Raw genomic sequence first — 22011 nt, 5'->3', positions numbered from 1 at the left:
ATGGGGGCAGAACGCCTCAAGAAACCGGGAACCACAAAAAAGGACGAACCAGGTCGCAAGATGCGACCTGGTTCGTCAACAAGCTGAAAAAATACACCAGAGACAAATATCTCTGGTGTATTTTTACTAATTTATTCTTGTCAAAAAAATTCTTGCTATCCTCTTCCTAAGATGTTAACTTTTATTATGTTAACGTTAACTTGAAGGAGGTTTACATATGAAGATTCAAGACATGACACAAATCGCTTTTGGAGCTGCACTCATCGCGAGTGTCGGATTTATTGAAATACCGATCGGACCGGTTCCGATAACGCTTCAAACACTTGCCATCATGACAATCGCCGGTGTGTTCGGGGCACGTAAAGGCTCACTAGCAGTGATAGTTTATCTATTACTAGGATTAATCGGACTTCCGGTACTGAGCGGTCAAGGTGGTCTCGCACCATTCGTCGGTCCAACAGTCGGTTATTTGATCGCCTTCCCTATTGCGGCTTTTCTGATTGGCTGGTTCAGCGAACGCCATCGCTCGATTCCTGGATTAATTGGTTACAACTTCTTATTCGGTCTAGGACTCGTCTATTTACTCGGCAGCATCGGTCTTGAATTCATGCTTGGCATGTCATTCATTGATGCGCTCAAAGTGAATATCCCATTTGTTTTCGGAGATTCAATCAAGGCTGTGCTCGCAGGAATTATGGCAATTAAGATTTCTGAAAATGTCCAAGTGCGACGTTCGCTCGTTTCTTAAAGGTTTGAACGTTTCGCTGGTTTCCTTATGTGGAATATTGTTTATATGGAAGGGGGTGTCCTTATGAGCGATTCGACGTTTAAAAAACGATTACAGAAAGCGACCCACTTTTATAAACGCTCTGATAAAGGACAACATCGAGGAGTCGACAAATCGTCTCATGAGAAACGTGACACAGAAGCTTTTGAGCGCAGACTCCGCGAGGCAAAAGGCAAAGTCGGTGAAATCCAAGAAAACATTGATCATATTTCTAGACGGTGAACTACTCACCACTTATGTGCTTCGTACATTGAAGGGGGAGCTTCTTGGGAAGACCGTGCTCTTACCAGCCACGGTTGTTGACCAAGCTCGCCGGGCAGTCCCTGCCCTGAAGGGGTTTCAGTTTGCAAGCCTCAATAGGTTGAGGCTGGCGTTGATGTCACGGTCATGATGCGCGCCACAGGCACACGTCCATTCACGGACATCCATTGTCTTCTTCTGACCTTTCTCGCCACAAGAAGAACAGATCTGCGTCGATGCGTACCATGGGTCTGCCTTGATGAGCTTCCGTCCGTAGAAGGTACATTTGTATTCCAACTGTCGGACAAACTCATACCAACTTACATCCCCGATGGACTTGGCGAGCTTATGCTTTTGCATCATGTCCTTCGACTTCAATGTCTCCACGACGATGACTTGGTTCTCGTCAACGATCCGTCTCGACAGCTTGTGAAGGAAGTCCTTGCGTTGATTGGCAATCTTTTCGTGTTTCTAAGCCAAAAGTAATTTGGCTTTTTCACGATTCTTGCTTCCGATCTTCTTTCGCGACAGCGCCCGTTGCGCCTTCTTGACCTTCGCTTCGGATTTACGAAGGAAACGTGGGTTTTCGATTTTCTCCGAGACCATCGAGTCGTTCGTCATGACGGCGAAATGTCCCAGACCGAGATCGATTCCGACCTTATTCTTGGCTGGAATCCATGGTTCATCGTCCTGTTTGACGAGGATGGAGATGAAGAACTTACCCGTCCTCGTCATCGAGACCGTCGCCGACCGGATGACGCCCTCGAACGGACGATGTTGTGTGAACCGCACGAACCCGACCTTCGGCAGACGGACCTTGCCCGTCTCGATGCGGATCGTACCGTGCTGGTTGTTCGTCGTGTAGGAGGCGCGCGACCGTCGTCTCGATTTGAAGGCCGGGAAGCCGCCCGTCCCGGCGAAGAACTTCGCGAACGCGGTGTTGAGGTTCAGCTTCGCGAGCGCGAGGCTGTCCGCCTCGGCGAGGAACGGGAACAGGGGCTTGTAGGAGGCGGGTGTCGCCGGTTTCCGTCTCGTTCCGCTGCCCGTCTTCGCCTCCTCGCGGATGGCGATGCGGTCCTCGAGCAACTTGTTGTAGATGAACCGGGCGCAGCCAATCGTCTTGGTGAGGAACTCGGCCTGTGTCGCCGTCGGGTGGAGCCGGTATGTGTAGCCTTTCAGCATGTCTGTCCCTCCTCCCTCCAGAAGATCGTGATGTGTCTTCCTCATCCGATACCCGCCGAAGGGGGATGGAAAATCTGACGGAATCACGAACTTTTGTTCGTCATATCTGTCACAAGGGGAAAAGATGTTTGGACCGGACGATTCATCTCCCACCTACGCTCGGCTGTGCCCCGAGACGCTTAGAGGTGGGAGAACTCTCGCTAAATTCAGTTAAAACCCCGTCCGTAGACGGGGTTTATTTTTTTCGTGGTCGAATGATGAGCGTAATGATGAAGAGGAGCGCCAATGACACAAGAAGTGAGAGTGATGCGGTATTCCATCCTATCAGGTTGAGCGCCACGCTGAATGCGACCGTAACATAAAATCCACCGAGTGCTTTTTTGACATGTTGTGAACTGAACCGCTGTAACTGTTTTGCTCCGAACGGTGACCCAATCATGGCACCAGCAATCAGGGCGATTCCATGCCAATAGTTCGTTTCTGCGCCAGCTACGGCGTAACTAATCACGCCGGAAATGACGATAAGAAGTGCCGCTGAAATACTCGTTCCTACCGCACGTTTCATTTCAGTATTGAGTAACTTGACTTGTAGCGGAGTCAATACGAACCCCCCGCTCACTCCCATCAATGAGGAAATAAAACCGGCAAAGACACCGATGATTCCTAGGCGTGGCACGGAACCCGTACCAACACTTCCTTCCACGTGCTGTTTCGAGCGGAAGAAAGAAATCGCGAAGTACGTAAGTAACGCAATGTAAACGAGAGAAATGATCAGCGTCGCTCCGTCTACCCCTTCTAAATAAAAGACGAACGGCGTCGCAACCCATGTACCGAGTATCCCAAATACACCAATCCATAAAGCATGCGGCACGTTCACGTTACGCAAACGAATGTGCGAGATTGTTCCTGCCGTCGTTGATCCGAGTGTCAACATGAGACTGAGGGCGATTGCCGCACTCGCCTCATACCCGAAAACGAGGAGTAGTGGTGTCAGTAAAATTCCGCCTCCGATTCCGAAGAAGCCGCTCAAGATTCCAATCAACGTCCCGAGCAAAAGAAACTGTATTAACTGCAAAAAGTCCATGTTATACCCTTCTTTCATTGGTCTCGTCTGCAATCATATCAAAAAGGGGCATCAAATGCGCCCCTTTGCTCATAATGAACGTTCTAAAAAATCGAAAATCTGTTGACGATATTCTGTTTGGAATGACCGATAAGATCCAACGTGTCCGTCGTTATCGGTCACCCAGAGCTCGACTTGCTCTTGAGCTGCAGCCAGTTCTTCACTTTCTGAGACAGGGATTGCATCGTCACCCGCGCTATGAATTAAAAGGATCGGCGCATCAATTGATTTGATGTCATGGATGGGAGAGACAATATCGGCATCGAGACCGGTAAACCAAGGTGTCACAGTCATGATGACGGGCGTGAACGGAACATTTGGTAAATCGCTCCACACGGGTAGATTCGTCTCGAGATAGTTCCTTAAATCACTAAATGGACTATCTGCGATAACCGCCGCAACTTCGACATCATCAGCTGTAGAAAGTGCTGTCGCCGCTCCCATTGAGATTCCATACAGGACAATGGGTCCCTCTGAGCGGCCCTGTACATACTTAATAGCTGCCTGTAAATCCGATTGTTCTTTGGCACCAACCGTCACACGGTCCCCTTCAGATATGCCCGATGCACGAAAATCGAATGTTAAGAATTGATATCCTTGTTCATGAAATTCAGGAATCAATTCTTTAAGCGGCAGATCTTCCTGTTCTCGATTCTTACCATACCCATGCGCGAAAACAATTGTCGCACGCGGCGTAGGATGTGGAATCCACCATCCATATAAATCATACTCTTCTTCCGATTGAATCGTAACATTCTCGTACTTTAACCCTAATGACTTTGGCGTGTATGTCAAAGTTTCACGCTCAGGCGAAGTCAATTGATCGCCGATGTGTGCTGAAATCCCGCCAATCACTAGTCCGGTAACGAGTAAGATGACAAGTACAGAAATACTCAATATTTTCATCCAACGACTCATCTGTTTCTTCCCCTCGATTCTGCGTTCATTTATCTCAACCAACTTCGAAGCGCGACGAGAGCATGTTGCACCGGTTCCCATGTGTTAGATGGAATCAGATAGCATGTCGCTTCGTTGATCGTAAACGTTCGAACACCTTTTTGTTTGACAATATTTTCGCCTATCGCACCAAATGGATCACTGTTTACATCGATGTGGTCAAACGTAATCCATTCACGTTCATCGCGATCAAGGACGGCACAACCAAACGATTTTGTCGGTCCATCGATTCCGTACTCGGCATAGTGCCAAAGTGTCGTCGCATCGAGCGGTGAGCCGAGATGAAGGACACGTGCATCTCGCTCAATCATTCGTTCGATTGGAGAGCCGGGACCAAATCCGACATCGACCGTGTGACCAGAAACGATTTCTTCTGCATCTTTTCCCCATGCGGCGACTGACCACATCGGGTGGGAGCTGCGATAAACGTCCGGGTGTGTTCGGAAGAGCTCCGGAACACGTCCCATTCCACGAGTCGCTGTCTTCCCCTTTTCATATGGTGGCATTTCGGCACGAATCGTCTGCCACCATTCAACCGGGACGGGGGGAGCTTCCCATTCAGCCGGATCTGAATTGTCTCCGGTTTGGGTCGCCATCATAATCAGTCCAGCTGGCCCTACCACTTCTTGCAACGCCTCAATCACAGTCTGGGCACCACCACACACCCACCCGAGTTTAGAAAGCGACGTGTGGACAAACAAAGCCTCTCCCGGCTTAATACCGGCTATTTTTAGACTATCTATGATACTTGATTTCGTGACCATCTGTTTCACAACTTTCACTCCACAATCAGCTGGATCGATGACCCGCTTCTAGATTTTTTCACTTCGATACGGGCATCGACGCGATCTTTCAATTCTTGCACGTGACTGATGACCCCGACGAGGCGACCCGTCGCCTGCAGAGACATTAATAATTCAATCGCCTGGTCAAGGGATTCGGCATCAAGTGTTCCAAATCCCTCATCGATGAGCATCGTTTCGAGACTGACACCCCCACTCAAATGTTGCACTACTTCCGCAAGTCCGAGGGCGAGAGAGAGCGACGCCTTGAACCCTTCCCCTCCCGAAAGGTTTTGGACGCGTCTTGATTGACCGGTGTACGCATCAAAAACGAGTAACTCGAGTCCGGATTTGGCATTTCCTTTCGCAGTCTCTGCCTTACGTTCAAGTCGGAACTGCCCGCTTGTCATTTGATCCAAGTGAATGTTTGCAGCATATAGAATCTGATCAAAGAAAGCTGTTTGTACATATGTCTCAAACGTCATTTTCTGCGGATTAATTCCTTTTCCGGTATCCGCAATTAACTTGATTGTTTCTAACTTCTTCTCTTCAAGCGCCGTATCCTCAAGAAGGGCATTCCATTCTGAAACGATTTGACGATGTCGAGACAAGGTGTCCTGAGCGGTGATCAAATGTTCCGATGCTTGCTCATACAATTCAGCGGCTTCCTTCACTTTTGTTTCGATCCACTGTAAGTCTGGCCGCTCCACACTTCCGAGTTTCTCTTCAATCATTTGTTTATAGTGTCGAAGTCGAACCCCTTCTTCCTCTTCACGTTGCAGTTCTTCACGAATTATCGTACGTTGATCGATTTGATTGGCGAGCTCTTCGTAGCGTTCACGAGTCAGATGTGTCGCATCTAATTGTTTGAACCAAAGCACTTGTTGCACACCATACTGTTTATTCGCCTCGTTCAGTTGTTCACGCGTCACAGAAAGTCGTTCTTCCTCTTTCCACATTGCTTTTTTCCCAGTTTCGAACTCATGCTCATACTTTTCTACTTTTTTCATGAGTCCCGTTAAACGATTTTGTCGATCAATGCGTTCTGATTGTAACGCTTCAAGCGTTGTTTCTTCTGCTTGACCTAAAGCGTGAAGCTTTTGTTGGGTCATTTCAAGTTCGGAGAGGACACGTTGACGCTCCTCAAATTGATTACGCCGCTCTTGCTCAAGCTGTCTGATTTCGACTGTTAATTGACGTAACGTCCGTTCATGCTCTTGACGCATTCGTTCATCACGTTGCAACGTCTCAGCATGAACACTCCATTTCTTGACTTCTTCCGTTAACGATTTATCCAATCTTACGCCTTTGGACACTTCGTCAAATTCTCTTTGAATTATTTCGAGTTGTTGATGGAGCGAACGATAGTCCGCTCTCGCCTCAATCAAAAGTGTAGACAGTTCTTCGAGACGCGTTAAAGCTTCATTCTGCTCAGCAACGTTTACAGATGTCTCCTCGTGCTGTGGGGTTTCATGATGACGGGAACCACATACCGGGCACGGTTCTCCATCTGCGAGCGATTCGCTAAGTTGTCTTGCTAACATCAGTCGTTCCTGATGTTTATAAGTGGACACCACGTCCTGCTGGGTCGCATACTGTCGCTGAATGTCTTTACCCGTTCGTTCACACTCGGCGAGTTGCTTCGATAACCCTTCCACCTTTGTTTCAAGTGATACCAATTGCATCAATCGGTCCACATGCCGTTCAACATCAACCGCGCGTTCGGTAGGCTCGGTCTTCAGTCCCTCAACTAATTGTTGTTCTTGCTCTTGAAGCTCTTGCAGTCGAGCTTCTTTTGAAAAGTCAGCCAAACCATGCGCCCGTTGCGCCAATCGATCTCGAAGCGTCATATAAGACGTACGTTCTTTGATTCGGGGCATCATCTCATCAATTAACCGAATTCGCTCTTGATGGGTGATGACTTCTTGTTTGTCCGCTTCAATAGCTGATTGCTGTTCGATTAAAGTCGATTGAGTGGCTTTCAACTTTTCAAGTTTTGTCGAGGAATTTTGCTCTTCCATGGTCAGCCGGTGAACTTGCTGCTCCATTTCCAATAAACGTTCAAAGACTGGCCGAATGCTCGCTGCGGCTTCTAAGTTCTGTAGCAGTTCCCGTCGCTCGTTTCGAAGCGATTCTCCACTTAAAAAAGCTTCAAGTGCCTGCTTTGTCTGTTCTTGCTCCACGAACAGATTGATGAGTGTTTTTGCCTCTTCGAACTCGTTCCGAACTTGATTGAGCGTTTTTGCATGAATCTGTTTTGTGCTACTAGCAGCATCACATGTTTCAATCAATCTTTCTTCCCGTTCGTTTTGCCATCGCTCAATCTCATCAATCGATTTCGTCGAAACTTCTTCAATCGAATCGTCTTCGAGTTCCAATAACTTCAGTCGTGTCCGTTCGACCGACCATTCGACTTGTTTTCGGTAAACGCTATATCGCTCTGCCCATTTCTCTTGAAAGGCACGAAACGCCTCTGTTTTGAAGATCGATTGTAAAATTTGTTGCTTCTCGTTTGAGTTCGAATCAAGTAATTGTCTAAATTGATTTTGAGGAAGCAATAAGATTTGACTGAATTGTTCATACGATAGTTGTAAAATCGATTCGATTTGTTCTTGAACTTCATTTACTTTTGTCGCCAACGGTTTCCATCCATTTTCCCACTCGTACAGCACCGCTTCATGTGGGATTGGTGTCTTGTTTTTCGAATGGGGTTGCTGAGGTTGTCGTACGATTCGATAGCGGTCACCACGAATCGTGAATGAAAAGTCCACCTCTGTCCTCATTTCAGGTTGTGCATATTGGCTTCTAAAGTCACTCGCGTTTCGAAGTGCTCCGCTCGCCCGACCATAGAGCGCGAATGTCATCGCATCAAAAATTGTTGTCTTCCCAGCACCCGTCCGACCGCTCACTACAAACATCGAGCGACCAACCAACTGTGTAAAGTCAATTTCTTCGCGTTCCGCATACGGACCGAATGCTTGAATCTTCAACTCAACCGGTCTCATGTGACATCACCTTCTTCAATCATTTGTTTCACGGCATCGGAAGCACCCTGGTCATGTACAGCTTCAAAGAACTGCAAATAGACTTCTTCAACCGATTGCCGTTCAAGAGCTTCTCGTTCAAACGTGGACGTCTGTTCCTGACGTCGTAACAGCTCCAATTCGAGATGTAAAATATTTGGATATACAGTGCGCAGTTTTGCCATTGGGTCAAATAGCGCTTTATCATCAGTTAAAACAATTTTAAGGTAGTCATCCGTTTGTTGCTTTTGATAAAAAGATGGCGAAAGGAGTTTATTCAGTGTTCCAGTGAGTTGTCGCATATCTCGCTCTGGTGTCAACGTCCGGCGTCGCCGCTTCCATTGCCCGTCCCATTCCAAGACATCGACTGATTTTTCATGGTTGACCTCAGAGAATGAATATTTCATTAAGGAACCACTGTAGGCGATTCCTTCCGCCTGAATCGCCTCACGATTATGTAGATGACCTAGAGCTGTATATGAAAAAGGATCATACAAGCTTTTCGCGACTTGCCCGGCGGTACCGACCGATAATTGTCGTTCCGAATCCGTCTCAAGTCCACCTGCCACAAAGCTGTGCCCGACCGACACCGCCCTTTTGTCGATTACTCCGTACGCTTCAATGACTGCCTGTAATGCGTCATGATGCGTACGAATCGTATCGATGCCAAGAACGTGACGCACTCGAGCTGGTTCGAGGAACGGGATTGGATAAAACGGAACCCCGGCGACTTCAAGAGGACCTTCATCTGGTTTTAGTTTACCGACGATATGAAGTCCCACCTGTCTTAACAGCTTAGAACTATACTCAAGACGTTCTGCCGAATCGTGGTTTCCCGCGATAGCGACAACCGGAATTTCCCGCTTCAATACGAGCTCCCGCCACATTTCATCAAGTAGATCGACAGCTTCGACCGGTGGGACGGCACGGTCATATAAATCACCTGCGATGATGATTGCATTCGGTTGTTCCTCGTCAACGATGTTCAAAAACGAATGGAATAAAATATTCCGTTGATCTTGTGTCATATGACGGCCGTGGACAATCTTTCCTAGATGCCAATCGGCCGTATGAATCCATTTCATCACCTATCACCTCTCCTTCTTATTCTAGCATGACTCAATCGTTCGATTCGACGTCTTGACACCCGTTTTTGAAACAGCGAAAGTAAGAGGAGAGGAGGATGTTCCAAAAATGAAATCATCTACATGGCAAACTTTTTTTCAACTCTTTAAAATTGCGAATCCTCCGAAAGGATTGTTTGTCGGTGCCATTCTTATTTCGCTCCTACAAGCAGCTGCATCACTGGTCATTCCACTTATTCTGCAACGCGTGGTCGACCGTTGGAGTAGCGACCTGTTGACGCCCGAGTGGATTGCGTACTTCATCATCGTTTTTTTCATTCAAGTCATCACGAGCGCTGTTTCGATTTACTGGCTACATATTGTCGGTCAACGTGTTGTCGCCAATTTGCGGACGACATTGTGGACCCATCTTGTTAAATTGCCCGTTCCTTTCTACGATGGAATCAAGTCGGGTGAACTCGTTTCCCGATTAAACAATGATACGACAACGCTTCAGCAGCTATTATCCGAGCAAAGCGTACGCCTATTGACCTCTCTCGTCTCGGTCGTCGGTGCTGTCGCCATACTGTTCACACTTGATTGGCAAATGACACTCGTCATCCTGTTCTCAGTGCCAACTACACTAATCATCGTCATTCCGCTCGGTCGTAAACTTCGAATCATTGCGAAAGAGACACAACAAGAACTTGGAAATCTTTCCGGATTCTTTGCCGAATTGCTCGGTGAAATCCGACTCGTGAAATCACAGGCAACGGAACAGACTGAAGTGCAAACTGGTAGAGCCAAAATCGAAACACTGTTCGACTATGGAGTAAAGGAAGGGCGCATTCAAGCAATTCTTATCCCGCTCCTTAATGTCACATTGACCGGGATGTTGATTACCATTCTTGGTTTCGGCGCTTATCGTGTATCGACCGGAGCATTATCGACAGGCGAACTGCTCGCGTTTATGTTGTATTTGTTCCAAATCATCACGCCACTTATCACAATGAGTGAATTTCTGACGAGACTCCAAAAGGCGCGTGGTGCTACTGAACGAATCGCTGAATTGCTTGATGTCAGTCCTGAACCGTATAGCGCGCGTGAAGAACTGATCGAGCAAGCCGAACTTTCATTTGAAAATGTAGCATTCCACTATGGTACGGAACCGGTGATTCAAGGATTGACCCTTCACGTTTCGCCTGGAGCGACGACCGCCATCGTGGGACGCAGCGGTGCCGGAAAAACGACTCTCTTTTCCCTCGTTGAACAATTCTATTTACCTACAGGAGGTACGATACGATATGGAAAACGTGAGATTCAGTCATACGGACGTGATATGTGGCGTCAAATCATTGGTTATGTCGCACAAGACTCTCCAGTCCTTTCCGGTTCCGTAAGAACAAACATTATTTATGGACTTAAACAGGATGTAAGCGATGAAGAAATCAGAAAGGCGTGCGAGATGGCGAATGCGTGGTCATTTATTGAGGCGATGCCTAAACAGCTCGATACAGAAATTGGAGAGCGAGGTATTCGATTGTCTGGTGGGCAACGACAACGTCTCGCGATTGCGCGGGCGTTGTTACGTAATCCGCAAATTCTATTGCTCGATGAAGCAACATCAAGTCTTGATTCAGAATCTGAGCGTGTCGTTCAAGAAGCCCTCGACCGTCTCATGGTCGGACGAACTACACTTGTAATTGCCCATCGTCTATCAACAGTCAGACACGCTGACCAAATCGTCGTCTTAGAAGACGGTCGTATTAGCGGAATCGGGCAACATGAACAACTCTTAAATGAGAACGAACTTTATAAGCGACTCGTTTCACAACAATTACTAGGGGGACAATCAACGTGAAGACAATTGGTTTTATCGGATTAGGGGTCATGGGACAATCGATGGTACGAAATTTGATGAAACATGGATTTGACGTGCAGGCCTATACACGTACGAAAGAAAGAGCGGTAGATCTCCTCGACGAGGGTGTGACATGGTGCGAATCGATACAAGACGTCTGCGAAGGCGCCGATGCCGTCATCACAATCGTCGGTTATCCGTCAGATGTCGAGTCCATCTATTTTGGAGATGGGAATATTCTCGACTCAGCCGAACCGGGTACAATATTGATTGACATGACAACTTCGTCGCCAAAGCTCGCTGAACGAATCGCAGAAACTGCCATCGACCGGGGTCTTCTCCCTCTCGATGCGCCGGTCACAGGCGGGGACGTCGGGGCCAAAAATGGAACACTTTCCATTCTAGTCGGCGGTGGTGAGTTTGCCTTCAACAAAGCAAAGCCATTATTTGAAGCGATGGGGCAAGCAATCGAACGGATGGGATATGCCGGAAGCGGTCAATACGCTAAACTCGCCAACCAAATTGCCATCGCTGGAATCATGATGGGGAACGCAGAAATGCTGGCGTTCAGTAAGCAGGCAGGTCTTGACCCAGAAGCACTCATCCGTACGATCCGTGGAGGAGCAGCCGGAAGCTGGACGCTCGAGAATCTTGTTCCCCGCATGATTGTTGAAGATTACGCTCCTGGTTTCTTTATTAAACACTTTATCAAAGATATGACCCTCGCCATCGAGAGTGCAAATGATCTTCACTTGAAATTGCCGGGACTCGAGCTTGCCCACCGACTCTATAATATCCTCGAGGAGAATGGTTACGGAGAGAACGGTACCCAAGCACTCATCGATTACTACATCCATCAAGAAGTTTGAAACCAAGCATTTGTGGAATTAGTAGGAATGAAGGAGGCGATTTTCGTGCCATGGAACATGAAAGATTATCCAGAATCACTGAAAAACTTCGACCCACTCGTAAAAAAGAAAGCCATTGATATCGCGAATGCATTGCTCGCGCAAGGCTATTCCGAAACTAAAGCAATACCAATTGCCACTGAACAAGCGAAGAAGTGGCATGCGGATGCTTCGGAAGAGGAAAAACATGATTTTGAAGATGCCCCCAATCCTAAAAAGACAGATCAGCATTGAACGTAAACAACCGGTCGGATTACCCGACCGGTTGTTTTGCTTGATAGGATGCTTTCATCTCTAAATAGAGGCCAGAAATAGTCGTCTGTAGATACGGAGTGACGAAGATATATGCTAGTCCTCCTGTGAGAAGAACGAGCGCATACCACCCGATGAAGCTTGCGAACAACTTCAGCATCGTCCGTTTATTTCCATTCATGATCTGGCGACTCTTTCGCATCGCCTGAAATGCAGATAGATTCGGTTCGTCCCGTAGGATGAATGGGACGATACGATACGTCAAATAAAACCAGACTCCCGGCACGATGAGGAACAACATCAGCACATTGAGTCCCAGATAGAATACGGCATAGTACGACACGGCTCGCCCGTACTCTTTGACCGAACCGAACGATTCAATCAATAGACCAAAACTTGGCTTTTCATCTTTGGCTACCTGAAGAAAAACCCAGTTCTTTCCGAGCTCTATCGGCGCAAGCAAGACCGTCGCCCCGTACAGGAGTGCAACCGAGCTCATGAGGACTTCGGGATTGTTCGTCGAGAGGTCGAGACGTGTCGTAATCATCGCCTGAATGACCATGACGGTCAACACAACGAGTAAAGACACACCCCATTTCCCAGAGAGCATTCGAAGAGCGTATTGTTTGTAAACAGAAGATTGCATGACTTCACCTACACTTATTATTTTCTTTCATTATAGCAAAAAAACAGTCTTTCGACTGTTTTCTGCCATCGTGTTATCCTCGTAGTTGTTTGAATTTCGATTCATCGAACTGTCCATCTGTTCGCACGCCGTTCCCGATATGTACCATATCTACAACGAGTCGCTCTTGTAGAGAAGGCATTGTCTTAAACGTAATGCCGGAACCTGGCAATATCGTCATTCCCGCCTGTTCTTTAAGCCGATTCAACACTTCAATTCCTTCGATTGCAGTATTTGCACCACCGGATGTTAACAAAATGTCCACTTCGGGATATTCATTCAGTACCTCGATTGATTCAAACACATCACGAGATGCATCGAAAGCACGATGGAAGGTGAGCGTCATCTCCCCTTTATGTTTGATAACCTCACCTAAGATTCGCTCATCAATCGCTCCGTCCTTTGTCAATGCACCGAACACAATCCCATCCACTCCGAGTTCGCGGCATAGACCGATATCTGCAAGCATCGTTTCAACATCGTCTTCGTTATAATGAAACGAACGTGTATGAGGTCGAATCATGACATGTACGGGAATCGATACGTGTTCGACAACATTTCGAATCGTTCCAAAGCTAGGGGTGATCCCCCCATTTCCCATATCAGCAATGAGTTCGAGTCGGTCTGCCCCAAGGTGCTCTGCCTGAATGGCTTCTGATAGTGTCGTGACAATCACTTCTATTTTCATGTAATCTCTCCTTTTAAGGCGCGAACTTCCAGTCCACACCATGTTCAGCTAAGACGCCTTTAAATTCTTGTGGCTCCGGAAAGTCAGAGATGATGGCCGTCACCTTTGAAAAATCACAAACCCGATACCGTTTTTGTTGGTTTAATTGAGTATGATCTGTCAATAAGTACGTCTCGCGACTCTGAGACATCACTGCCTGGGTGATACTAGTGAGTCCGAAGGCATCACAAGTCAAACCGAGCGATGCATCAACCCCTTCGACAGACATAACCGCAAGGTCAAACATATACGTTTGGAGTTGCGCGAGAACTTGTTCACCGGTCGTCACGAGATGTTTCGGGTCGATTGTACCACCTAATAACTGAATCTCGCCACCGAGCACACCTTTTGCTCGCTGTTCAAATAGCGCTTTCGCCACCGTCAAAGATGGGGTAACGACTGTCACATTGCGTCCACGCAACCGGGATGCCACTTGTTCGGCCGCGACTCCGTGCCCGATATATAATAATGTATCATCTGGAATTAACTGAAATGCTGTATAGGCGATGCGGCGAATTCCATCCATGTTTGCAATGACAATGGGCTGAAAGGACATACTTTGATGAAGGACCGCACCCCCATATACGCGTTTAATTCGATGCTCTTTCTCTAACTCTTCTAAATAACGTCGAATCGATTCCCCAGAAACGTTCAAACGTTCAATCAACTCACTCGTTTTCACTTTGCCTTCCCGTTCAACCCATTCGACAATTTTTTGTTTACGCTCTTCACCGATTAAAGACACATCCCTGCCTCCTCCACTAAAATCATTCCTTTTCTACTGTAACGAACGGATGTAAATTTAACGTAAAGTGAAAGTAAAGAACGAGCAAATCCAACATGATTTTGTTTCTTTTTTATGTAAATCAACAACAATACACAACAAAAGGCACGTCCTCAATAGACGCGCCTGTATGAATCAAAACTTAGGCTTTTTTTAAAAGAGTGGAACTTTCGGTTCTTTCCCCGCTCGTATACGTTGCCAATTGGTACGATGTTTGATGATGATAAATAATGCCAGTGGCACGATAACGATTAACGGTAACCAATCTTTCGTCAATAAGCTATACGTCGTTGCCGTCACGAGTCCGACCGCCGCTGCAGCCATGGAAGAGAGGGACACCATTCGAGAGATGAGAAGTGTCACAATAAACGTACCGACAACGACAAAGAAGAACCACGGGAATGCCGCTAGGAGAACTCCACCACTCGTTGCGACTGATTTACCACCTTTGAATTTCGCAAAAATCGGATAAGAGTGCCCAATGACCGCAGGAATCCCAGCTAGGAGCAAACTCATCTCACTACCAAATAAAAGTGGTAACAGCGCCGCTACGAATCCTTTCCCCATGTCTCCGAGCAAAACAAGGATACCGGCTTTCTTTCCAAGGACTCGAAACGTATTTGTCGTCCCTAAGTTGCCACTTCCGTGTTCACGTACATCTACTCGGTAGCCAATCTTGCCGATGATGAGTGCGAACGGAATCGCCCCGAGTAAATAGCTTAAAAGTATAATCATGATTTCTATCACATATGGCATCGCAATTCCCCTTACTTCATAAATTCCTGAATATAATGATCGTATGGTTTATTTAAAGTATGCACTTGTTTGGCATGTTCCATACCGATAAAGCGTAAGTGCCACGGCTCGTACATATACCCTGTTTCTTCCTCAAACGCTCGTTGATAGCGGATGATAAAGCCATATTCATGGGCGTGGTCCGCTAACCATTTCCCTTCAACCGTTTCGCCAAGGTTTTGAGTGAGTTGATAGTTCACAGATGCACTCGATACATCGATTGCAAGGCCAGTCTGATGCTCAGAATGACCTGGAGGAGCGGAATACTTCATGGCTTGTTCTTTTCCATCGCGTTCGACGTAAGCATTGAATAGATTCACTTGATAGGCGTAAGAACGAAATGCGCTTGTCCCCTTTAAGTCAATCCCTTCCGTTTTCGCATCTTTCATCAAACGTTCAATCGCCACTGCTGCCCCTTTACGCAACATCCGGCGCTCACCGACCGTCGAATCAACAAAATCAATATTCGCTTCAACTAAATCGGCGGGCTGATAATTTGCCGGTAATGCAATCTGTTTATTCACAAGAATTAATTCATCTAATTCCAAGTTTGCCACACCGTCTATCTCAATCGGTTGGGCAGGTATCGTTGGTTCCGTCTCTGTAGATGGAGCCGGTTCAGTTGGCTGTCCGTCGACTTCTGGTTTATCATCTGTCGACTCTTCGTCAGTAGGTGACTCCGTATCCACATCGTCTTCACGATCTGAGTTTGGTGCTGTCTGTGATTCATCTATTGTTGGTGACTGTGTCGTTGGTTCTTTCGGTTCAACTTGCTCGTTTGTCGTACAACCGACCAATGTAAACGTCAAGGCGCCGCAAACCATCAGGAATGATGGATAACGCATGCGATCTTCCCCTTTCTAAATATCAAAAAGTACCGTCAAGATATGATACCACACTGACGGTACGAAGACAGAAGATTCTTAGACAGGATTCATGACGTTCATGTACATCTCATGCCATTTTGGAAATTCACGATCGAGGCGAATCGGTTTAAAATCACCTCGTTTGACGACCACATGTGTAGTCGTTGCCTTACCGACAAGTTCGCCTTGTTGGTTCGTCAACTCATACCCATAAATCGTTCTGACTTTCGAATACTGATCAACCCATACGCGGACATGGACCGTATCACCGAATGTCACGCTCCGTTTATAATCGACAGTAACGTTCGTCACGGGTGAAACAAATCCCGCCTCTTCCATATCTTTGTATTCGACCCCAAGTTGTCGTAACAATTCAGTACGCGCAATCTCTAAATAAACCAAATAGTTGGCATGATAGACGATTCCCATCATGTCCGTTTCTTGATATCTTACTGGAATTTGAATCGTATGCATTGAATCATCCTTCTTTCCTACCGCCAGTATATTATAACTTACTCTTAATATCTACTACTAATAACTGTTGAAGAGACGCTTCTTCCTCTCCATTCGAAACGATACGATACGATTGACGCGCAATCGACTCATCAATGACGGAAAGAGCAGTTCGTGCATTCGCGTGCTTAATTTCTCCCAATCGAGTCGCCAATGCTTCAACCGCTTCATCGTCTATCACGTATCCGAACTGATTCGCATAATTTATAGCAATCTTCACCAATTGACTTTGTGAATAGTCAGCGAAATGGATCGTGCGTTTCATCCGACTGCTCAGCCCTGGATTCGATTCGATCAACCTGCGCATCGGCCCCTCATATCCCGCAAGGACGACGACAAGGTTCTCACCATGTTTAGGCATCTCATCAACAAGCGTATCAATCGCCTCCCGACCGTAGTCGTTCACTCCCCCATTCAAGCTATACGCTTCGTCAATGAGTAATACGCCACCAAGTGCGTCACGGATTGCTTCTTTTGTTTTTTGAGCTGTCTGTCCTACATAGCCACTGACCAAGTCGGCTCGACTGACGACATTAACATGTCCCCGCTTCAAGTATCCTGTGCGTTTCAACATCTGTGCATACAAGTACGCAAAGGTCGTCTTCCCAGTTCCACTATTTCCTGTAAGCGTCATATGGAGTTGGACGGGTGCAGCCTTCAAACCGAGCGCCTTTCGCTTCTTCTGAATCTTTACGAGCGCTTCAATCTCTGCCAACTGCGTTTTCGCTTCCTCCATACCGACAAGGTCATCTAAAGAAGTCGGAGACGATTCATCCATCGGCTGTTCGAAGTCTTCTTCCGTCAATAGGGCCATTTCGTCTAGAGGGGCATCTGCTCCAAACCGTGAGCCTTTTTTAAACATCGCATCAAGTAAAATGTTATGGACGGTTCTGGCGTTCCCGAATGTCAAATCGACTCGTTCCCGGTCAATTCGAGAGAGTAGCGTACGTTTTGCATCTTCGGTCAATACGTAATTGTTCTCTTGCGCCACTTTTTCTCCGATGGCGACCAGTTCTTCGTCACGATAGTTCGGTAACTCATAATGATTCGATTCAGGGAATCTTGAACGCAAGCCCGGGTTCGCGAGTAAGAAATGGCGCATCTCCTCTGGATAACCGGCAAGGATGACGACAAACTTCCCGGCATATTCACCACTCGTCATTGCTGCGACAAGTGTATCGATGGCTGCTTGTCCATAATCGCTTCCACTCGCATCTTGACGCTTTAACGCATACGCCTCATCAATGAACAAGACGCCACCTTCTGCCTCCTTCACCTTATTCATCACTTGTTCCTCTGTTTGACCGACATATGCCCCGACAAGGCTCGAGCGATCCGCCTCAACGAGATCTGGACGACCGAGCAAACCGAGCTCGAAATAGATTTCTGCCATAAGCCTTGCAAGTGTCGTCTTGCCGGTTCCTGGGTTTCCTGTGAAAACGAGGTGGAGGGAAGGCTGATGCTTGGAGGAGAAGCCTGCTTTCTCTCGTTCTTTTTGGAAGAGAAGGAAGCGATACCACGCCTTCACCCGCTCTTTAATGTTCTCGAGTCCAATCATCTCCTCGAGTGATTCAATTGCACTCGACCGAGTCTCGCTCTGACGTTCCGGTAACAGATTGCAAATTGTGTCCAGTCGCTCCTTAACGAATCCCACACGTTCCCCGAACCGACGAAACGCTTCCCGACTGAAATAGTTCCCTTGCATCGATGCAAGCAAGGACGCCGTATCATCTTCGAGAGACGCGACTTCTTGCATTGCCTCGATAATTGCCTCAAACAATTTCTCGAGCTGACCTCGCCATTCGGAATCACGCAAATCTGATTTTGCAGTCTCCACTTCATCATGGAGTTGGTCGAGTTGGTCGAGTAGTGCTGATGTTTTAGACTCGTACTCTGTCAAAATTTGTACCTTCATCGATGCATAATCTGCTTCTCGTAGTGTCGGCCAATCGATTTGAAGTGCCTGCTTCGAACGGCGCAACAGCTCATTCAATTGAAATAGACGCAACTCATTGGGTAACGCATTCATCGACTCCAACTCTTTTACCCAACGGTTTAGTAACGGGTCCATCGACTCCCTTTGTTCGAGCCGATTCGTTGCGAGTAAGGTCAACGAACGAATCAATTCTTCTTGATGCTGAGTCGCTCGAGACCAATGTGCATAGGATAACAATGCTGCTTCATTGATTTTTTCGCCCGCTTCCCAGTTCGCCAAATCCGTTTGAACTTGTTCTACTTGAATTTGTTTCATCCTGTTCTCCCTTTCAGACGACAAGGGAGCCGACATCATGTCTGCTCCCCATCGGATTATCTTGATTCAAAAGATGTCATCCGAATCGAATGGAATAACTTCCCGTTATTCCGCGATTCTGCCGCGAGCAAAATTCGTTCGTTCGCATCGACATAATATGTGACTGTTTCTTTATTTTCTTCCTCACTGAAAATCGATGGATAATTTTCAATCCATTCTTTCGGAACCGCTTCAGCTGTTTCGGACTTCACGTAAGCTTGTGCAGTACGTCCAACAAAATTCGTCTCTCCTTCACTTGAACCAAGAGTACCATCATCAAGCCATTTACGAATCTGTTCGTTCGTGGCACGTGACAAGAACGGGTGTGGCGCGACTGCTCCTGAATTCGTTTCTTGGCGTAGAACTTCTTCCCCATCCGGGTTAAACTCCAAGTACGTCTCTCCGTCCCATTCTGCTTTTGCACCGACATTCGGACCTGTAACGACTTCAGAGACAAAATGTCCGTCATCGTCATATGTGACAAGATATTCCCGTTCTTCGAGTTTTTCTCCTTCTTTCGGAAGTTTACGCTCTTGGTATCCGATCACGACATTTGAGTAAAAAGGTTCGACCTGTTCTTTCTCTTCACCATTTAAATTAAAGAGAACGTAAAAATTATAAGCGAGTAACGCCCCGACAATGAGGATGCCGGCCAATATCACCCAGCTCAACCGTTTTTTCATCTGTTGTTTCATAGCCTATCCTCCTCGTTTCTTCACTTACTATCCTACACTAGCGAAGAAGACAAGCAAAATATTTTTAACTAAAAAAGGGCCTCCATAGAGACCCTAACTGGTTTAACCTAATTTATCTTCGTCTTTCTTTTGCATTTCGAGCCATTTGTCTCGCTCATCTGGTTCATCGGCCAAATCTTTGAACAAGGCGACGATCATAAAGATGAGTACGAAAACGAATGGGAATGCCGCAAGAATCGCTACAGCTTGTAAGGCGGCAAGGCCTCCTGAATAAAGCAGTACGGCCGCGATTGAAGATTGAATGATACCCCACGTCATTTTAATACGCATTGGAGGAACGAGCTTACCATTCGATGTGAGCATTCCTAATACATAAGTTGCAGAGTCCGCAGATGTGATAAAGAATGTCGAAATCAAGAAGACGGCGACAATACTCAGTACCGTTCCAAATCCACCGAACGTGTCAAACAGTGCGAAAAGTCCGATTTCTGTACCGATTTCGTTTACTTGACCAATCAAGTTGTATCCACCGAACAAGTCAGCCCAAATCGCTGAACCACCAAAGACAGAGAACCAGATGAGCCCAAACGATGTCGGGACAAGTAAGATTCCGATGATGAATTCACGAATCGTACGTCCTTTCGAAACGCGCGCAATGAATGTTCCGACGAATGGTGACCAAGAGATCCACCATGCCCAATAGAAGATTGTCCAACCGTTGATCCATTCTCGTTCAATCGGCTCAAACGCGGCGGTACGGAAACTCATACCCGGTAGTTGTTGCAAATAAGTGCCGACAGTTTGCGTAAACAAGTCGAAAATGAACGCCGTCGGTCCGGCAAACATCGTTGCAACGAGTAAGACGATGGCGAGGAAGATGTTTGTGTTACTTAAAATCCGAATTCCTTTGTCGAGACCTGTTGAGGCGCTGATCATATAAAGAACCGTTACGACGGCGATGATGATCAACTGTGTCACGAATGCGTTCGGTACCCCAGGGAGGAGGTAATGAAGGCCCCCGGCAATCTGTTGAGCACCAAAACCAAGTGATGTCGCTACCCCGAACGCTGTCGCAATGACTGCAAGGATATCGACTGTCTGTTTCACAGGTTTTTCATAACGATTGTGGACGAGCGAACCGATCGTTTCCCCAATCGTCGCCGGACGTCCTTTTCTAAACGTCGAGTAGGCGATGGCGAGTGCAATCATCGCATAAATCGCCCATGGGTGGAATCCCCAGTGGAAAAAGGCATAACGCATTGCTATCCTTGCGTCTCCTTCAGGCGTCAATGATGAGAATGGTGGTGAGTGGAAATGAAGTAACGGCTCTGCTGCTCCCCAGAAGATGAGGCCAATCCCCATTCCGGCACTAAACAGCATCGCGAACCACGACAAATAACTAAACTCGGGACGGTCCGAGTCTTTCCCAAGACGAATCGAGCCATACCGTGAAAAGATTAAAAAGATAGCAACGAGCAGGAATCCTGTCGCACTCAAAAGATAGAACCAACCCATCCCGTTTGAGAGCCAGCCTTGAAGTGTGCTCGTTATATTGAGTAGACTCGCATTTCCAATGACACTCTCGGGGAAGAGTCCCCAGATTGTGAATAAGCCTGTTATGATTGCAGATACGACGAACACGGTCGTCACACGGCTTTTCCGTTCCATAAAAATCACTCCTATTTAATTTTCTATTTTCATATACGTTTTCCACCCTAACATACTTTTTAAACAAGTAACAACCCCATCTGTCATTAAATGTGTCATTTACCGCAAAACATATAGGTGTCTTGTCAAGAGGTAGACTCTTTAGGTTCTAGTGAGACAATCAATGTTTCGTCCACCACGTAGTACGGTCGTTTTGGTAACGTTTTTAAATAACCACCTTCTCTTAATCGCGATAAATCTAGTTGTAATGAATCTTGAAATTTTCGTAGCGGTAATTTTTTTTCTTGATCCATATACAGATCGAGGGCACGTTGCACCTGATCCATCTCGTATATGACGTCTCGTTCTTCTTCAGGCACGATATGAAATGTTTCTTTTGACATATAAAAGCGTTGTTTCGGAGTTCCGGATAAATGATGTTTCAATCGCTTCGTGTCGATTTCTTGCGTGTCATCCAACAGGACGGTGCGATTTACCCCTTTTGGCAACGCTTGTTCATATTCGTGAATCGCTTGCCGTAATTCAGAGAGCGTGATATCAATCTCGTGATCAGGCTCCACTTCTTTTTGTTGCATCAGCCGCTTCCACCAACTTTTTCCAACTTTTTCATCTCGATCCATGTGCATACCCCTCCCTCTCTTCCTGTTCCCGATTCCATTAAAACTTTCACCATAAAATCGCATATTCATGAAAAAAACCTTCCTTTTTTCAAAGGAAGGTGCAGGCTGTTGACTAACATGAATCATATCGCTCGCCTTTCCGGCGCCCACGCTTTCCGCAGGCAATCCCGGAGCCGCATCGCGACTTGG

At 46.8% G+C, this 22011-nt stretch carries 19 protein-coding genes and 2 pseudogenes; 5 read left to right on the top strand and 16 right to left on the bottom strand.

Features of this window, described 5'->3' with window-relative positions; all coding sequences use genetic code 11:
* Positions 1 to 217: 217 nt before the first annotated feature.
* Together KNO76_RS13270 and KNO76_RS13265 are read left to right on the top strand one after the other, a co-directional pair.
* Positions 218 to 748: a biotin transporter BioY gene (locus KNO76_RS13270; RefSeq protein WP_026825880.1), complete on the top strand. Its 531-nt coding sequence runs from the start codon at positions 218 to 220 to the stop codon at positions 746 to 748.
* A gap of 63 nt (positions 749 to 811) precedes the next feature.
* Entirely contained in the window at positions 812 to 1009 is a 198-nt protein-coding gene (locus tag KNO76_RS13265; protein ID WP_026825879.1) for a hypothetical protein, read from the top strand.
* Between the two features lie 117 nt (positions 1010 to 1126).
* On the opposite strand, the pseudogene tnpB reads toward KNO76_RS13265, so the two are convergent.
* The 6 genes and pseudogenes from tnpB to KNO76_RS13235 all read right to left on the bottom strand — a co-directional run bounded on the left by tnpB (position 1127) and on the right by KNO76_RS13235 (position 9179).
* Positions 1127 to 2209, bottom strand: a pseudogene (tnpB, locus tag KNO76_RS13260) (IS200/IS605 family element RNA-guided endonuclease TnpB).
* Between the two features lie 235 nt (positions 2210 to 2444).
* Positions 2445 to 3293: a sulfite exporter TauE/SafE family protein gene (locus KNO76_RS13255; RefSeq protein ID WP_214885895.1), complete on the bottom strand. Its 849-nt coding sequence runs from the start codon at positions 3291 to 3293 to the stop codon at positions 2445 to 2447.
* Positions 3294 to 3362: 69 nt separating this feature from the next.
* Positions 3363 to 4250 carry an alpha/beta hydrolase gene (locus KNO76_RS13250; protein ID WP_214885893.1) on the bottom strand — a complete coding sequence of 296 codons (888 nt, stop codon included), beginning with the start codon at positions 4248 to 4250 and terminating at the stop codon, positions 3363 to 3365.
* 29 nt (positions 4251 to 4279) lie between these two features.
* Positions 4280 to 5053 carry an AAC(3) family N-acetyltransferase gene (locus tag KNO76_RS13245; RefSeq protein WP_214702834.1) on the bottom strand — a complete coding sequence of 258 codons (774 nt, stop codon included), beginning with the start codon at positions 5051 to 5053 and terminating at the stop codon, positions 4280 to 4282.
* Between the two features lie 14 nt (positions 5054 to 5067).
* Complete coding sequence (locus KNO76_RS13240) at positions 5068 to 8076, bottom strand: AAA family ATPase (protein ID WP_214885891.1); 3009 nt, start codon at positions 8074 to 8076, stop codon at positions 5068 to 5070.
* Entirely contained in the window at positions 8073 to 9179 is a 1107-nt protein-coding gene (locus KNO76_RS13235) for an exonuclease SbcCD subunit D (protein WP_214885901.1), read from the bottom strand. The genes KNO76_RS13240 and KNO76_RS13235 overlap by 4 nt, the downstream gene beginning before the upstream one ends.
* Before the next feature lie 109 nt (positions 9180 to 9288).
* Between KNO76_RS13235 and KNO76_RS13230 the strand changes: the two genes are divergently transcribed.
* The 3 genes and pseudogenes from KNO76_RS13230 to KNO76_RS13220 all read left to right on the top strand — a co-directional run.
* Positions 9289 to 11019: an ABC transporter ATP-binding protein gene (locus tag KNO76_RS13230; RefSeq protein ID WP_214885889.1), complete on the top strand. Its 1731-nt coding sequence runs from the start codon at positions 9289 to 9291 to the stop codon at positions 11017 to 11019.
* On the top strand, positions 11016 to 11888 hold the full coding sequence (locus KNO76_RS13225) for an NAD(P)-dependent oxidoreductase (RefSeq protein WP_026825873.1): 873 nt from the start codon (positions 11016 to 11018) through the stop codon (positions 11886 to 11888). The genes KNO76_RS13230 and KNO76_RS13225 overlap by 4 nt, the downstream gene beginning before the upstream one ends.
* A 45-nt stretch (positions 11889 to 11933) precedes the next feature.
* A pseudogene (locus KNO76_RS13220) lies at positions 11934 to 12110 on the top strand (DUF2188 domain-containing protein); the annotation flags it as partial.
* 70 nt (positions 12111 to 12180) lie between these two features.
* On the opposite strand, the gene KNO76_RS13215 reads toward KNO76_RS13220, so the two are convergent.
* The 10 genes from KNO76_RS13215 to KNO76_RS13170 all read right to left on the bottom strand — a co-directional run bounded on the left by KNO76_RS13215 (position 12181) and on the right by KNO76_RS13170 (position 21822).
* Complete coding sequence (locus KNO76_RS13215) at positions 12181 to 12825, bottom strand: DUF975 family protein (protein WP_214885888.1); 645 nt, start codon at positions 12823 to 12825, stop codon at positions 12181 to 12183.
* Positions 12826 to 12898: 73 nt separating this feature from the next.
* On the bottom strand, positions 12899 to 13552 hold the full coding sequence (locus tag KNO76_RS13210; protein WP_026825871.1) for a copper homeostasis protein CutC: 654 nt from the start codon (positions 13550 to 13552) through the stop codon (positions 12899 to 12901).
* 13 nt (positions 13553 to 13565) lie between these two features.
* Positions 13566 to 14336: a DeoR/GlpR family DNA-binding transcription regulator gene (locus KNO76_RS13205; RefSeq protein ID WP_214698809.1), complete on the bottom strand. Its 771-nt coding sequence runs from the start codon at positions 14334 to 14336 to the stop codon at positions 13566 to 13568.
* A 192-nt stretch (positions 14337 to 14528) separates the two neighbouring features.
* Complete coding sequence (plsY, locus tag KNO76_RS13200; RefSeq protein WP_214885899.1) at positions 14529 to 15119, bottom strand: glycerol-3-phosphate 1-O-acyltransferase PlsY; 591 nt, start codon at positions 15117 to 15119, stop codon at positions 14529 to 14531.
* A gap of 23 nt (positions 15120 to 15142) precedes the next feature.
* Entirely contained in the window at positions 15143 to 16015 is an 873-nt protein-coding gene (locus KNO76_RS13195) for a M15 family metallopeptidase (RefSeq protein ID WP_214885887.1), read from the bottom strand.
* A 78-nt stretch (positions 16016 to 16093) separates the two neighbouring features.
* A complete protein-coding gene (locus tag KNO76_RS13190) occupies positions 16094 to 16510 on the bottom strand; it encodes an acyl-CoA thioesterase (protein ID WP_214885886.1) in 417 nt (138 codons plus the stop codon).
* 31 nt (positions 16511 to 16541) lie between these two features.
* Complete coding sequence (locus KNO76_RS13185; RefSeq protein ID WP_214885885.1) at positions 16542 to 18800, bottom strand: AAA family ATPase; 2259 nt, start codon at positions 18798 to 18800, stop codon at positions 16542 to 16544.
* 56 nt (positions 18801 to 18856) lie between these two features.
* Positions 18857 to 19534, bottom strand: coding sequence for a hypothetical protein (locus tag KNO76_RS13180; RefSeq protein WP_214885884.1), 678 nt, complete (start codon positions 19532 to 19534; stop codon positions 18857 to 18859).
* A gap of 102 nt (positions 19535 to 19636) precedes the next feature.
* On the bottom strand, positions 19637 to 21202 hold the full coding sequence (locus KNO76_RS13175) for a BCCT family transporter (protein ID WP_214885883.1): 1566 nt from the start codon (positions 21200 to 21202) through the stop codon (positions 19637 to 19639).
* Positions 21203 to 21327: 125 nt separating this feature from the next.
* Positions 21328 to 21822 (bottom strand): DUF3939 domain-containing protein, encoded by a 495-nt coding sequence (locus tag KNO76_RS13170; RefSeq protein ID WP_251128013.1) that lies wholly within the window; start codon positions 21820 to 21822, stop codon positions 21328 to 21330.
* Positions 21823 to 22011: the final 189 nt, after the last annotated feature.

Origin of the sequence: Exiguobacterium sp. s101, assembly GCF_018617835.1 — a bacterium.
In the GTDB taxonomy this organism is placed as follows: Bacteria; Bacillota; Bacilli; order Exiguobacteriales; family Exiguobacteriaceae; genus Exiguobacterium; species Exiguobacterium marinum.
This window is presented reverse-complemented; position numbering and strand designations above follow the sequence as displayed.